Genomic DNA, 14,398 nt, shown 5'->3' with positions numbered 1-14,398 from the left:
TTAGAGCTCAAGCACGGGAAAATCTGTCGACCCTTGTTGTGAGCTTAAAATATTCTCCTCCATAGTTGTTTTTGGTGATGCCTATTGACCCTGATGATTCAATAAATTCGTTAAGCTACATAGGGGCATCAATACTGGCTTGTGCTCTAGTAATCTCGGTTATTACCACGGAGTTATCAGCGAGTGAAATGGTTTTTTAAGCAGCGCCCTTTGCCATGGATTGTTGGCGGTGTTGCGATCGCAATTATTGGTATTGGCGCAGTCACCTTCCGGCGCTATCGTGCCAATACCTACGATGTTGATACGTTGACTGTGGCAGTAGAGGCCGCAGAAGTCACGATTCGCATCAATGCCAGTGGTGAGGTAGAAGCCTATCGCACAGTGAACCTGAGCCCTAAGAACTCGGGCATTGTGGATGAGCTGTTGGTTGAACAAGGAGACATCGTTGAGCAGGGGCAAGTTGTAGCCCGGATGGATATCGATGATTTGAATGCTCAACTGCGCCAAAACCAGGCCAATCTGGCAGAGGTAGAGGCTCAACTACAGGATTTGTTACAGGGGACAGATCGCCCAGAGCTGGCCCAGGCTGAGTCAAATCTGGAGGCGGTGAGAGCCCAGCTGGTGGATGCTGAGGCGCGATTGAGCCTGGTGGAGGGAGACTTGGATCGCGATCGGGACCTTTACAGCCAGGGGGCAATTTCTGCTCGCGAACTCGACAATAGTGAGAATGCCGTCGAGAGTGCCCTGGCCAATGTGCGCCAGCTTGAGGCCAGGGTGGTCGAAGCGCAACAACGGTTTGTAGATCTAGAAGATGATCCGGACCCGGAGGATGTTGCCCAGGCCACTGCCCGTGTTGAGCGCGCTAAAGGCCAAGTCTCAGCCGCTCAAACTCGCATCGACAACACCATTATCCGAGCCCCCTTTGCCGGGGTTGTGACCCAAAAATTTGCCACTGAGGGAGCCTTTGTCACGCCAACCACGTCAGCATCTGAAGCGGCTTCAGCCACATCTAGTGCTATTTTTGCGATCGCCGATGGTTTAGAAGTTGTTGCCGAAGTGCCTGAAGCCGATTTAGGTCAAGTTCAAGTGGGTCAGGCGGTAGAAATTGTATCGACAGCTTATCCAGAAAACCTGTTTAAGGGGACAGTGCGGCTGATTGCCCCAGAGGCCATTGAACGCCAAAATGTCACCATTTTTCAGGTGCGAATTCGCTTAGAGAATGGTCTAGAGCAGCTGCGCTCAAATATGAATGTCGATGTCGCCTTTCTCGGCAATCGCCTCACAGATGCTTTAGTCGTACCAGCGGTTGCTGTGGTTACCCAGGGTGGGGAAACCGGTGTTCTGGTACCTGGTGCAAACAATCAAAATATTCGTTTCCGTCCCGTCACCTTAGGGCCTCAGATCGGCAATCAAATCCAAATTTTAGATGGTGTCACGGCTGAGGACCGTGTGTTTGTGGATTTACCCCCTGGCCAAACCCTAGATAATCTCCGCTTTAACCGAGATGAGCAAGACTAGTTGTCGGTTCATCGCCCACCCCCTTTTTCTCTACTTCCCACCCTTCGACAGGCTCAGGGCAAGCTCCCCACTACCCCAATAAGAAAAGGAGCAAAGACCACTAACGCTTGGCCTTCACTCCTTACTGTCACAGCAAAACTTGAAAAAATTGTCGCGGGTTATTTACTGAGCGCTTACATCTATCGACTAATGCAGGATATTAGCAGCAATCAGCTTCACAGCCTTGCTCGGGTCTAAGCTTGTGCCATAGGGACAACACCAGGCTTGCCAATAGCTCTGTACGCCGTGTTCTCATTGCTTTCATGGAAGATAGAACGATCATGGTGTTGTCCTCTGAACTCAAGATGGTGGGGGTTAGTGCTTATTCAAATGATTGCCCAGTTACTCAGCACTGCCTTCAGCGCTTGTTAACTCAATTAACAATTTTGTAGGTACGTCTTTTGTTTCCTTTTTCTTGGACTTAGGAGTTAAGACCTCAGAAAAGAGGAAGAAAGCGAGACAAACGGTAAAAAGTGGTAGAAAGGGCATTGCACAAGCTCCGAGAAAAGCAAAGGATGTTGAAAAAGCGGCATGACCATCAGACATCTGGAATTAATGATACGGATGGAAAATCAGCTAGCCATGCAGGAAAGTAAGCTGTATCACTGATGCTTTATCGAACAATCACAGAATAGCTAAGGCTTCTTTTCAAAACAATTTGCTTTTATGCAGACCTTTGTGGGCTTTTCTTCAGGCTTCTCAGATCTTCTCTCCAAAGCCCTTTGAACTTTTCTACAACGTTGTAGACACTTTACTAAAAAAGCGGGGTGATTTCCCATGAAATCACCCCGCTTCTGTGATTTAAATCATTTCCTAATGTGGATAGTTAACGGCTGGAGCCGAAACCACCATTACCATCACCAGAGCGTCCTGCGTCCGGGGGGGGGACATAGTTGGCACTAGCTGCACTATCCAATACAGAAATGATTGGCATTGAAATCAATGATGCTATGACAATATGGAGCCATAGTCTTTTAGTCACTCTTAACGTAGTCGTTTTTATCACCTCCTAAATGTTACTAAGTGACACCTCATAAATACGTTCCTATTGTGTGTTGATCAGGGCTTAAATTCGAAGATAAATGTATTTAATTCCTAATCTTTATATGCTTACCTGATATTCAAAAGCAACACTTTAAAAACGGCTTTTAATTATTAAATTAAGTAGATATAGGGAAGGTTAATTGACATAGAAATCCCTTAGGTTTGTTGAGTCTATGGATAAATTGACCTCTCGTTAATTTAGAGACTTCCTTGCCAATGCGTGTTCCTTCTCCTGTTTCCACTTCATCAAGTTTTTCGCAAGGTCCGTTATCAGCTACGGTCAGCTCATAATGACTGTCTTTATGTTTCCCCGTTACGACTAGACGAGTTGAACCAACTGCATGTTTGCCAACATTACCGAGGGCTTCTTCTAAAAATCTACATAGCTTGCGTTTAACTTCAATGCTTAATTTCTCGGACTCAATTGGGTCAAACGATATGATGGTGAACTTAAGGTTAGAAAACCCTAATAATGGCCTTGATAACATGGCATCATAAACCTCTTGAAATAATTCGTGCAGAGGTATACCTAAATCAAACTTAGTGCCAGCGTAGCTAACGTCGAGGGTATGTTTGCGATCGCTAGCGTCCTGTTTAATCGAGTCACCTATATAGCGAATTTCACGGTTGAGATCTTCTAGACTTAAGCAAACTTCAGATAAATTAATAGTTTCGTCACGGGTTCGCCTGAGAAGATTTGCCAATGTTTGCAAGGGACCATTATGAATGGAGTCAAATACATTCTCAATTGTTTTTTGGCGTTGAGAATCTAATTGCTCAGACAACTGACGTTCCTTTTCGAGAGCTAGATTCCGTTGCGCCATTAGTTTTTCCCAGCGACGCTTATTCTGAGCATAGTTAATATAAATCAGTCCATTAGCCGTTGTAGATATCAGAGTCGCAGTCAGGGGCAGCCAAAAACCTAGATTTAGCAATAATAAATAGCTTAATAAAGTACCTGAAAAAATAACGATTGATAGGCTAATAATGTTGCTGATGACGTCCTTTGAGAATCTGCTACAGCTGATACCCAGTATTGAGAAAATGATTAAAAATATATACTGTGCAGATTGATGGGTTGAAATTAAAGGTCTTTGGGATTCAACTGCTTGGACTAATTGACTAATAATATGAGCTTGAATTTCGATGCCAGTCACTATCTGATCGTTATCGTTATCATTCAAACTACTTCTAAATACCCTGGTGAGAGGAACTGCAAATCCCGGTGATAGGCCCTCTAAATTGAGGATGATGATTTTATCTTTGATGAGCTCATCCTTGTTTGCTGATACCAGTAACTCCCTGGCACTGATCACTTTAAAAGGGGTGATCTGGCCTCTATAGTTAATCAGGGTTTCAACGCCCTCTATTTCTCGCTCGGTATATCCATAAATAGGTCGGATACGCGGTATCTCAGCAGAACCAAAGCGCATGGTGCCTGTATCTTCGAGACCATTTGCCAACTCAATGGCTTCGCTTTCAGTATTTTGAACTCTGTTTTTGAAATACTCTCGAACTACTTGAACTGGAAAGGAAAATTTGAAGTCATTAGACTCTCCTTGAAACGAAGAGCCTAGTAAAGCTCGACGGACAGTGCCATCCCTATCAAAAATCAGATCGTTGAACCCTACCTGAGTAGATAATTGTTGGCTAGTGAGTCCTGGAATGGGTTCAGCAATGTTGGGGTCGCTATTTTCAACTGTGATCAAGTTGGAATGTTGATTGATAACAGATAGCAGTTCCTGGTGATCGCCTGTGATTCTATACGAAACAATATCGGTGCCAACAACAGCTGGGTCACTGTTGAAGATGCCTTCTAGAACGTTTGCCAGGGAGTCGGCAGTGATTGTGTAACCTTTATCAGCGGACCCTTCCACAAAGGGCTGACCAACTTGCACAATTGCAATTTTCTGATCTGGAGCTTCAATAGAAAGCCGGGTGTTGAGCGTAAAAAAACGATCTAGCACCATCAACTCTAGGGCGTGAAATGCGCCTAGAGTGCGGGCTCCCAAAACTGAAGCAATGATGCCAAAACCCCACAGGCTAGTTTTGAAGATATCTAAGACCCTGTCCCGGCGGCGTTGCTCCTCCATTAGTCCAGTAGCCCTCGCTCACGCGCCCGGATCTCAGTCAGGCTGCGCAAATTTTTGCCGTCTTTTTTATCAAGTTCAGGGTCAATTTCTAGAACGTCGTAGAGCTTGTTCCAATAGTGACGAATTGTGCTGGGTTGTACGTTTAATTTTTGGGCAATAGCCTTATCTTGCAACCCTTCGTGAAAAGCTAACGTAAGTACGTCTAACCACTCAGGTTTAAGTTCAATACCAGCCTGCAGAGCCTTGATGCCTCTAGTGTGGCTAAACCCTTTAAGGGCACCGTCAACCCGCTGAAAAATGTCCTGGCTGGACATGCTCTTATCGACGATGGTGAAGCCACCTTCATGACTATCGATCTCTGAACGAACTCTGACCAAAGCTTTAATGTAGGTACTTTGGACAGTAATATTTTGCTCTGGGTAATGTTTCATCACCTGCCTGAGCAGCTCAATGCCAGTTTCTACCTTGGCATCTTGTTGGTAGGCCTCAGGAATGGATAAATCTAAAACAACCAGGCTGAGGCGATGGTTGGCTAGCTGTTCTAGAGCTTCCTGGGCTGTCTTAGCGGTCAACAGCTCGTAGGTTGGATAGTGCTGCCGTAATATGTCGATGGTGCCGCTCAGTACAACCTGGTGGTCATCAACAATCAGGATTTTACCGGTAGTTGCTTCGTTGAATGTGGGGCCCATGGTTCATGTTCACTATCTATGGCTGCTGTAGATGCTAAAGCATTAACGGTCAATCGCCCCCGATCTCGGACTCGTTTTTGCTCGTTTAGGTGAGATGCACAAGGTTATGGCAAGCATTTCGTTGGTACCGATGACAGAGATCGTTCAAATATCAGAAAACCCTGTCTAATGGTGTATCTACACTAATTTTTCAGTAGCATTTTCGACAATAATCAAACCCTGCAATCTGTTTAATAAAAATTGCTATGAACCTTTGTAGAAAACTACAAAATGATGAAAATTCTTTGTTCGTAGCCACGATGACGGCGGGCTCCCCGCACTGCCATCCATCCAGAGGCAAAGGCTGCTTGGGGAACGCTATAAACCCTCCGGGCGAATGCTGATTAGACCCATGGTTGTCAGCGTTGTTAGCTATTTGCTCAATTTTCTAGTCTATGTCCGGCCAGCAAATAGATCAAATGATCTACTTCACGGGTTGCATAAAAGGTATAGATGAATTTAATCGATTTTATTGAGCACCCTAAGGCAATATTTAATATAGGCCGTATTCATACCTATAGTTTTAGACGACTTTAGGGGCTTTAACTTGGATGCGGTTTTAAGCATCGTCCAATTATTAGGTGCTCCATGGCCGAGAGCAATCCCAATCGACTCAAACTTTCCCAACTCAGGGCACTGGTGGCTATTGCTAAGACCGGTACTTTTAGTGATGCAGCGTTACAGTTAGAGCTATCGCAGTCGGCGGTGAGTCATGCGATCGCAACCCTAGAAACCGAGCTTGGTGTGATCCTTCTTAACCGAGGCCGCCAGGGGGCCGTCCTCACCCCCGTCGGCGAAGCCATCACAGCAGAAGCAGAGCAAGTGATGGACCGACTAGAAAAAATTTGTCAGCAGGCCCAGCTAGCGAAGGGGTTGCAATCAGGTCAGGTGCGCTTGGGGGGCTTCCGCAGTGTGGCCACCCACATTTTGCCAGCGGTGATCGAACGCTTTCGTCAGCAGTATCCCGGCATCAGTGTGACCATTGATGAGTTTAGTCATTACCACCTTGTCGAAGACTATCTACGCCAGGGACGTATTGATATTGGCTTTACTTATTTACCCACCAGTGCCGACTTTGAAGCATGGGAACTGCTGCGGGATGAATATGTGGTGTTATTGCCCCCTGCCGCTAAACCCATGGATGCTCAACTAACCTGGGAGCAATTATTTAAATATCCCTTAATTCAAACACCCCCTGGCGATGGCTGTCGCTACAACATTGAGCAATATTTAACCCGCCATGCTCAATCGATCAACTTTGCCTATGACGTGAGGGAAGATTCCACCATTGTCAGTATGGTAAGGCGGGGGTTGGGGGCAACCATTATGGCGAAGTTAGCCGCTGAACCTATCCCTGACGACATTACCGTTGCGCAGCTACCAGAACCCTTTGAACGGGTAATTGGGGTGGTAACCCTGGTGGATGCGCTACAGCCGCCTTCAGTGTTTGCCTTTTTGGACACCATTAAGGCTGTCTGGGGCGGCAAACCCATTGAACCTAAGGCTGCATAGAGGGATTGCATCTAGGTATGTCACCCCACAAAATGCCAAGAATTCAAAACTTAAAACTCAACATTCAAAACTCATCATTCATCACCGACAATGGGTAGGTAGCCAGCCTATCTAGCGTTTTTGTGGTTCCTTTAAACGACAATAATCCGACTCGCACAACGCCCTATGTGGTGTTTGTGATCATTGCCCTTAATGTTGCGATTTTTTTGTATGAGCTATCTCTTCAAGGCTCAGGAGAAGAGGCGCTTAATCAGTTTTTTACGGTATGGGCGATTGTCCCCGCTGAACTGACAGATAGCTTTGCTGGACGGGCTGCTAATCCCATAGGTGAATGGTTTACCCTGATTAGCTCTCAGTTTCTCCATGGGGGGCCTGCCCATCTGGGGGGTAACATGCTCTATCTATGGATTTTTGGCAATAACATCGAAGACCAAATGGGTCACCGACGCTTCATTCTGTTTTATCTGGCCTGTGGAGCGTTGGCAGGGTTGTCTCAGTGGATTTTCTCGCCAGGCTCGATGATTCCGACATTGGGGGCAAGCGGTGCGATCGCAGGAGTGATGGGAGCCTATATCATTCGCTTTCCTAAGGCCCAAATTCTCACACTGTTGCCTTTATTCTTTATCTTTACAACTGTTCGTATACCTGCGGTCTTTTTCCTAGGCTTTTGGTTTGTCATGCAAGCGTTTAACAGCATTGCTAGCCTGGGTGTCAGCGCAGATATGGGAACAGGCGGTGTTGCCTACTGGGCCCATGCCGGTGGATTTATTTTTGGTGTGGTTTTGGGACCGCTATTGGGTTTGTTTCCAGGGGGACCAGGGGGACGAGGTCCTTCAAACCAAAGCCGTCGTCGTTAGCCATTAGCTAGACCGTGCTTGTCTACAATTCTGGTAGGCCAAAATTAGGCAGCTCTAAATCATCCTTAGGTGCTTCATCGGTTCCTAGATCCGTTTCGTTGGAGCCTGTAACCGGCCCTACCTGAAACGGGTAGTCTACACCCAATCCTTCAGGTTTGCTCATGCCTTCATAGGTTGTTGTCACCCCATCATTCAAAATCGTCAGAGTGTAGGGGACTGCCAGGTTTTCATAGGCGATATTTGCCGCATTGATATCGTTACTGGCCAGATCTTCTAAACTACAGGGGATAGCCAGGGTAACGTAAGCCAAATACTCGCCATCGGGAGCACTGCCTGTGGGCCAGAAGATATTTTCAACCGGAGAGAAATTTTGAGTTTGGCAAAAGCCATTGGCATCTACATCCAGTTGACCGCCTGAAGGCGATGTGGGAGAGCCAAAATCAACAATGCTTCCGGCTGGGTCAACGACGATTAGATCTAGATCATCGCTGGTATTCCAGCGCAACGTCACTTGCACATCACCGGTCTGTAAAACCGGTGCAACATTGCCGTCATTAGGGATGGTACAGAGTACACTCAGGTCATAAAATTCACCATTGCGATCTTGGATATAACAGCCGCTGTGGTCAATTTGGGCTAGAACGCTTGTGGTTGCTGCTTCCCAGAGACTAAGACCTAAAAAGAGTGGGATTGTTTTAAGCGCAGTGGCACCGATCTGTTTCATGATGTGTTGCACTATTAATTTTTCTGACATAAAGACTGTCTTGAGTAGTGCCTTTTCAAGAATTGATGTTACGTGGAGAGCAGGGTATCTCAATTTCCCTACTGTACGCTAGACAGAAACTCAAAAGATGTGTTATCCATGAGCACATTCATCCATCGCCATTGCGTTTCGGTTCCCCATGGGCTCTTCTATTCTCGCTATCCTTTCATTGATCATTATTGGCTACTCGGTTGGTTCTGTGAGGGTTGTCAAAGAAGGCAACGCAGCTTTAATAGAACGTTTGGGTCGTTATCGCTCCACCCTGGAACCGGGGGTTAATTTCATCGTGCCATTGTTGGATGCTCTTGTGATTGAGGATACACTGCGCGAGCAAATTCTAGATATTGAGCCTAGAAGTGCAACGACTCGAGATAACGTCAATGTTGAGATAGATGCTGTCATTTACTGGCGAATTCTTGATCTTGAAAAAACCTACTACGCCATTGAAGATGTAGAAACCGCTATCCAAGAGTTGGTGGTGACAACGCTGCGATCTGAAATTGGTAAGATGGACCTTCAAGAAACCTTTTCTTCCCGAGAAGCCATTAATAAGGCCCTGCTTGATGTATTGGATGAAGCAACTGAGCCCTGGGGTGTAAAAGTCAATCGTGTAGAAGTTCAAGAGATTAAGATTCCATCTGAAGTGGAAGAATCCATGCGGCTTGAGCAAGCGGCTGAGATTGCTAAGCGGGCTGCGATTACTAAAGCCGAAGGTCAAAAAGAAGCCGCTATTCTCGAAGCAGAGGGCAATGTACAGTCGATGCGTTTGATTGCTCAAGCCTTTGATGGGCAGCTAAGTCAGGGCGATATATTAAAATTCTTGATTGCGCAACGCTATGTAGATGCCAATCAGAAGCTGGGTGAGAGCGATAACTCAAAAGTGGTCTTTATGGATCCTCGAGCATTGACGGAAGGCTTGGTGGACCTGATTCAAGAAAATCCTGAGGCAAATAATTAATTAATGACGTTGTCTCAAGGTTGAAAAATTGAGGGTCGACCTAAATCTTCTAAGATATAGTTCCAGAGCATGGGTCTGGACTATTTTTTATTGTGTTTAATCATGGTTTCTACCCTTGATGGTTCACTAACCAATGCGTCAGCTCAGCGTCCTCTTCTGGGGATGAATCAAGCTGAATTGACTGAGTGGGTACAATCCCAGGGGCAGGCGGCCTATCGAGGTAAGCAGTTGCACCAGTGGCTATACGCTAAAGGTGTGCGTTCTTTAACAGACATTACGGTTTTTCCAAAGGCCTGGCGTCAGGGTATGGAAAATGTATGTATTGGGCGTTCTGACATTCACCATCGTTCTATTGCTGCTGATCAAACGGTTAAGTTTCTGTTGCGCTTAGACGATGGGCAGATCATTGAAACCGTTGGTATGCCAATGGACAAGCGTTTGACCGTATGTGTGTCATCCCAGGTGGGCTGCCCCATGGCCTGTGATTTTTGCGCAACGGGTAAAGGCGGGTTTGTTCGTAATTTGGCAACCCATGAAATTGTTGATCAAGTCCTAACCGTACAAGAAGCGTTTGATCAACGGGTCAGTAACATTGTGTTTATGGGGATGGGGGAACCCCTAATCAATGTTCAGAATGTTGTGGGTGCAGTTAAATGCCTTAATCAAGATATTGGTATTGGTCAACGCAGCATTACTATTTCGACTGTGGGTATTCCGGGGCAAATTCGCCGGTTAGCTCAGTATCGTTTGCAGACAACGTTGGCCGTCAGTTTGCATGGGTCTAACCAGGCGTTGCGCACTCAGTTGATTCCCAGTGCGCAACATTACCCCCTCACCGATTTACTCGATGAATGTCGTGAGTATATTGCTATGACGGGACGTCGCGTCACGTTTGAGTATATTTTGCTAGCGGGTTTGAATGACTGTAACGAACATGCGGCTGAGTTGTCACAGCTGTTGCGAGGCTTTCAAAGCCATGTCAACCTAATTCCCTATAATCCTATCGATGAGGTAGATTACCAGCGTCCCTCACGTAAACGTGTTAACCAATTTACCGATAGTTTGAAAGCGGCCGGGATTGCCGTCAGTGTTCGTTACTCGCGGGGGCTGGAAAAGGATGCTGCCTGTGGTCAATTGCGAGCATCCAAAGTGAACGCTTAGCCCAAAGTTATACGGAAAGAGTTTTGCATTTTTTGTGAGTATTTCAAGACATTTAAAGCTCTTTTAATGTGCGATCGCAGCTGTAATCCCTGGTGCATAGGCTTCAATGACTTTGCCAGTTTTTTGGCAAACAATCATCAAGTAGTCACAGCCTGAACATTGAGTCCGAGTTAACTCCTGATCATTCAAATAGTGACGCTCGGCTGACCTTCCACAGTTTGGGCAGTGAATCGTTTGAATCACAGTACTCATAAAGATTGCTAAGTAGGTAGACAGGTCCTAATTATGACAAGTCTCCATGATCGCGACAATGTGTCAAAAGTTACAAGAAGCGCGGGGATCGCTTGATTGAAGGGCGATCCCCGCTGCCGCTAGAGCCTTTGTTCTGACCTATTTTTAGGCGCTTACTACGACCTAAAAAAATAGATAAAACTTAGAGAATTTAAAAAATAAAAGTTATTAAACTTATGAAGAATGTGTTTAGAAGGGATTGTATTGGTGGAATTAATCTAAAGGTTTAATTTATATAATTAGCAGCAAACTATACTGTTTGCCGTATTTACTTGTGAATGGGTATTTTATCTCCTTGTGAATTTACATTTTCATAAGTGAATTTTTATTTTATGCGAAGAATTAATATTTCTGTGTAAATCAGTAAAAGTGACTAGCTAAGTCTAAAAAAGTAAACTTAAGCCCCTCTGCCGGGTAAAAGGCTACCACTGATACGTTTAATGACTCGATTGGCTAGATCTGCGTACCGAATTTCACCAGCTAGTAGTTGACCCAATCGTTTAGTTGCTGTCGGTCGTTTAATGCCAACGCGATAACCAATTTTTTGCATGCGGAAAAATATATTGGCGATCCGGTGACTCCATTGAATGTCGTTGCCCCACTCTTCATGGATAACTTGGCTGTAGTTGGCCAATGCTTTGTTATCGCCATCCAAAGCCTTATTAATGGCTTTAGCGGCCTGAATTCCGCTAAAAATAGCTGGACGAATACCTTCAGCTGTCATGGGATCGACTAAAGCTGCAGCTTCGCCCACTAACAGGGCCTGTTTTGTGTGGAGAGGAGTGTTGCCATTCCAAAGCTTAAGACCATGGGAATAAAGTTGCCCTGCCTCAGCATCGTCACCCAGACCCCTGGCAAAGGTTGCTAAAGACTGTTCGGGATCTTTAAGGTTGTCTCCTAAAAAGCGGGTAATGCCCAAGGAGTGACCCTGATGTTTAGGAAAATTCCAGAGACAACCCTGTTTAACTAACCCAAATTCAAACGCCATGGTTGGATGGGGCTCTGGGGTCGGTAAATCGATTTCCAGCACATAACCCTGACGGACCTTTTCCGATTTGAATCCGAGCCACTTAGCCATGGGGCCATCGGCTCCGTCTGCGGCTATCAAGTACTGGCCTTCATAGGAGCCGTGGTCAGTGTTAACTGTCCACGTTTGATCTTTAAAGCTAATAGACGTAACAGGCGTGCCATCTTTAACGACGACGCCAACCTTAAGGGCCTGGTCAATCAAATATTGGTCAAAGATATCCCGACGTACAATCCACATGGGTTCGTCGGTTTCGAGTTCTGCTTCGATGGGATCATCCAGCTGCCAGGTGTAGCGGATACGACGCAGCTTCTGATCAATCGCAGGGGTGATATCAAAGTCCAACCAGGTGGCAATACTGGGAGCTACAGCACCAGTGCAAGGCTTGTAGCGGGGCAGCGTATGCTTTTCCAGCAGTAACACCGACCGACCCCGCTTAGCCAATTGATAAGCGGTTGTGCTCCCTCCAGGTCCAGCACCCACGACGATACAGTCAAACATCATGCACACCCCATATGCTCCGCTTTATCTGTACTACTAATTGATTGTGGTAATCAGCCTGAAATCAGCCCAACTGATGAGCTGACTGTTTCAGGTGAAAGGCCTCAAATAGTAATGACGCAACTTATTCTAAGCGGCTGTGGTCACCAAATTTTGCATAGGTGACGATCAGGATTGAGATGATTAGGTGCTAAGGATGAACCAATATGGTGCGATTACACCTTCATAATTTCCTTTTCTTTATCGTCTAATGTCTTATCGATGTTCTTAATGTATTGATCTGTTAGTTTTTGTACCTGATCTTGTAAATCGCGGGCTTCGTCTTCAGACAGGTCACCGCTCTTTTCTTGCTTCTTCGCAAAGTCCATGCCATCTCGTCTGACATTACGGATGGCGACGCGACCTTCTTCAGCGTACTTACCAGCTTGTTTAACAAACTCCTTACGACGCTCGGTCGTTAGTGGAGGAATGTTTAACCGAATCACCGATCCATCATTGTTGGGAACTAACCCAACGTCAGACAAGGAAATCGCTTTTTCGATTTGACTGAGAATGCTGGCATCATAGGGCTGAATCATCAGCGTGCTCGGGTCAGGGGTGCTAATGTTAGCCATTGACTTCAGGGGGGTAGGGGCACCGTAGTAGTCAACAGAAATACGGTCTAGCAGGGATGCATTAGCGCGCCCGGTGCGGATGGTGTTAAAAGAGCGTTTCGTGGCTTCAACCGCCTTTTGCATCGCCTGTTCTACGTCGTTAATATCAGCTAACTTCACAAGATCCTCCCACAATTGTGCCAATTGGTTCCCCAGTCATGGCCCGTTGAATATTGCCAGCAACAGCTAGATTAAACACCATGATGGGGATGTTGTTATCTTTACACAGTGCAATGGCAGTACCATCCATCACTTTGAGATCTTTAGCCAGAACATGGCTATAGGTCAAACTGGAGTAGCGTTTTGCGTTGGGGTTAGTATTGGGATCAGAATCATAAACGCCGTCTACTTTAGTCGCTTTAAGTAGCACTTCGGCATTAATCTCAGCCGCACGCAGGGCAGCTGTAGTATCGGTTGTAAAGAAAGGATTACCGGAACCAGCGCCAAAAATGACCACTCGATTTTTTTCAAGGTGGCGAATGGCCCGTCGCCGAATATAAGGTTCGGCCATTTCCTGCATAGAAATGGCAGTTTGTACCCGTGTAGGGACATCAATCCGTTCTAGGGCATCTTGCAATGTCATGGCATTCATGACGGTGGCAAGCATGCCAATGTAGTCTGCCGTTGCCCGATCCATCCCGGATGCAGCGCCTTTAACTCCCCGAAAGATGTTGCCACCTCCGACAACAACAGCAATTTGAACTCCTTGAGCAGCAGTGGCTGCAATTTCTTGAGCGATAGCATCTACTATAGTTGGATCAATGCCATAGGCTAGATTGCCCATTAAGGCTTCGCCGCTAAGTTTTAGTAATACTCGCTTGTAGGTATTCCCCATGCGATAGCTTGTGACTGAATTTCCCCATCAAGATAGCAGTCTGAGGTTGATTGGGGAACCGCATTTAGGGAGGATCTAGTGTAGGCTTTACAATCGCGTTGAATGATTATGCGGATGGTAGTGCATGGGGCAATTGGAGGTGGGATTTACAGTCTATAGCTGGCAGGTTGGTTTGGTTTTGGCCTGGTTGTTGCTGATTGGTTCTGTTTCTGAAGGGGCACGGCGCTCGGGATTTGGTCCAGAGATTACCCGTAAGATTGTGCACATTGGAGCAGGCCATGTGATTTTGTTGGCTTGGTGGTTCATGTTGCCTGCTTGGATGGGGGTAGCGGCCTCCGTCGTGTTTGCAGGTGTGGCGTTAGTGTCCTATCGGGTGCCTATTTTGCCAGGAATTAACAGTGTGGGTCGCCGCAGCTGG

General features: G+C 46.2%; 14 protein-coding genes and 1 pseudogene. 6 read left to right on the top strand and 9 right to left on the bottom strand.

All coding sequences use genetic code 11. The annotated features are described in order from the left end of the window. The first annotated feature begins 183 nt into the window (after positions 1 to 183). Positions 184 to 1,518 carry a permuted SH3 domain-containing protein gene (locus DXZ20_RS09460; RefSeq protein ID WP_163667765.1) on the top strand — a complete coding sequence of 445 codons (1,335 nt, stop codon included), beginning with the start codon at positions 184 to 186 and terminating at the stop codon, positions 1,516 to 1,518. Positions 1,519 to 1,717: 199 nt separating this feature from the next. On the opposite strand, the gene DXZ20_RS38190 is transcribed toward DXZ20_RS09460, so the two are convergent. The 4 genes from DXZ20_RS38190 to DXZ20_RS09445 form a co-directional block, all read right to left on the bottom strand. Beyond that, positions 1,718 to 1,840 (bottom strand): hypothetical protein, encoded by a 123-nt coding sequence (locus tag DXZ20_RS38190; protein WP_284681668.1) that lies wholly within the window; start codon positions 1,838 to 1,840, stop codon positions 1,718 to 1,720. A 59-nt stretch (positions 1,841 to 1,899) separates the two neighbouring features. Beyond that, positions 1,900 to 2,103, bottom strand: a complete 204-nt coding sequence (locus DXZ20_RS09455) for a hypothetical protein (RefSeq protein ID WP_163667768.1) — start codon at positions 2,101 to 2,103, stop codon at positions 1,900 to 1,902. Between the two features lie 614 nt (positions 2,104 to 2,717). Further along, on the bottom strand, positions 2,718 to 4,694 hold the full coding sequence (locus DXZ20_RS09450) for a sensor histidine kinase (protein WP_163697802.1): 1,977 nt from the start codon (positions 4,692 to 4,694) through the stop codon (positions 2,718 to 2,720). Beyond that, entirely contained in the window at positions 4,694 to 5,383 is a 690-nt protein-coding gene (locus DXZ20_RS09445) for a response regulator (protein ID WP_163667775.1), read from the bottom strand. Before DXZ20_RS09445 ends, DXZ20_RS09450 begins: the two co-directional genes overlap by 1 nt. Positions 5,384 to 6,010: 627 nt before the next feature. Between DXZ20_RS09445 and DXZ20_RS09435 the strand changes: the two genes are divergently transcribed. Together DXZ20_RS09435 and DXZ20_RS09430 are read left to right on the top strand one after the other, a co-directional pair. Continuing rightward, on the top strand, positions 6,011 to 6,934 hold the full coding sequence (locus DXZ20_RS09435) for a LysR family transcriptional regulator (protein WP_163667778.1): 924 nt from the start codon (positions 6,011 to 6,013) through the stop codon (positions 6,932 to 6,934). A 122-nt stretch (positions 6,935 to 7,056) separates the two neighbouring features. Further along, positions 7,057 to 7,791 (top strand): rhomboid family intramembrane serine protease, encoded by a 735-nt coding sequence (locus DXZ20_RS09430; protein ID WP_163667781.1) that lies wholly within the window; start codon positions 7,057 to 7,059, stop codon positions 7,789 to 7,791. Positions 7,792 to 7,813: 22 nt separating this feature from the next. On the opposite strand, the gene DXZ20_RS09425 is transcribed toward DXZ20_RS09430, so the two are convergent. Then, a complete protein-coding gene (locus tag DXZ20_RS09425) occupies positions 7,814 to 8,515 on the bottom strand; it encodes a DUF2135 domain-containing protein (RefSeq protein ID WP_163697800.1) in 702 nt (233 codons plus the stop codon). Positions 8,516 to 8,693: 178 nt separating this feature from the next. Between DXZ20_RS09425 and DXZ20_RS09420 the strand changes: the two genes are divergently transcribed. Continuing rightward, on the top strand, positions 8,694 to 9,512 hold the full coding sequence (locus DXZ20_RS09420) for an SPFH domain-containing protein (RefSeq protein WP_163667787.1): 819 nt from the start codon (positions 8,694 to 8,696) through the stop codon (positions 9,510 to 9,512). 102 nt (positions 9,513 to 9,614) lie between these two features. Then, positions 9,615 to 10,673 carry a dual-specificity RNA methyltransferase RlmN gene (rlmN, locus tag DXZ20_RS09415; protein WP_163697798.1) on the top strand — a complete coding sequence of 353 codons (1,059 nt, stop codon included), beginning with the start codon at positions 9,615 to 9,617 and terminating at the stop codon, positions 10,671 to 10,673. Between the two features lie 63 nt (positions 10,674 to 10,736). Here rlmN and DXZ20_RS09410 read toward each other — a convergent pair whose 3' ends face one another. From DXZ20_RS09410 to pyrH, 4 genes are all read right to left on the bottom strand, one after another. Further along, entirely contained in the window at positions 10,737 to 10,925 is a 189-nt protein-coding gene (locus tag DXZ20_RS09410; protein WP_006515283.1) for a hypothetical protein, read from the bottom strand. A gap of 436 nt (positions 10,926 to 11,361) precedes the next feature. Next, positions 11,362 to 12,492, bottom strand: a complete 1,131-nt coding sequence (locus DXZ20_RS09405) for a geranylgeranyl reductase family protein (protein WP_163671760.1) — start codon at positions 12,490 to 12,492, stop codon at positions 11,362 to 11,364. 215 nt (positions 12,493 to 12,707) lie between these two features. Continuing rightward, complete coding sequence (frr, locus tag DXZ20_RS09400; protein WP_163667793.1) at positions 12,708 to 13,265, bottom strand: ribosome recycling factor; 558 nt, start codon at positions 13,263 to 13,265, stop codon at positions 12,708 to 12,710. Next, positions 13,252 to 13,980, bottom strand: coding sequence for a UMP kinase (gene pyrH / locus DXZ20_RS09395; protein ID WP_006515286.1), 729 nt, complete (start codon positions 13,978 to 13,980; stop codon positions 13,252 to 13,254). Before pyrH ends, frr begins: the two co-directional genes overlap by 14 nt. Before the next feature lie 124 nt (positions 13,981 to 14,104). Between pyrH and DXZ20_RS09390 the strand changes: the two are divergent. Then, positions 14,105 to 14,398, top strand: a pseudogene (locus DXZ20_RS09390) (phosphatidate cytidylyltransferase); the annotation flags it as partial.

The organism is Adonisia turfae CCMR0081, from assembly GCF_011009555.1.
Taxonomy (GTDB): Bacteria; Cyanobacteriota; Cyanobacteriia; order Phormidesmidales; family Phormidesmidaceae; genus Leptothoe; species Leptothoe turfae.
Note: the sequence above shows the minus strand (reverse complement) of the source record. Positions and strands in the feature narration are given on the sequence as shown.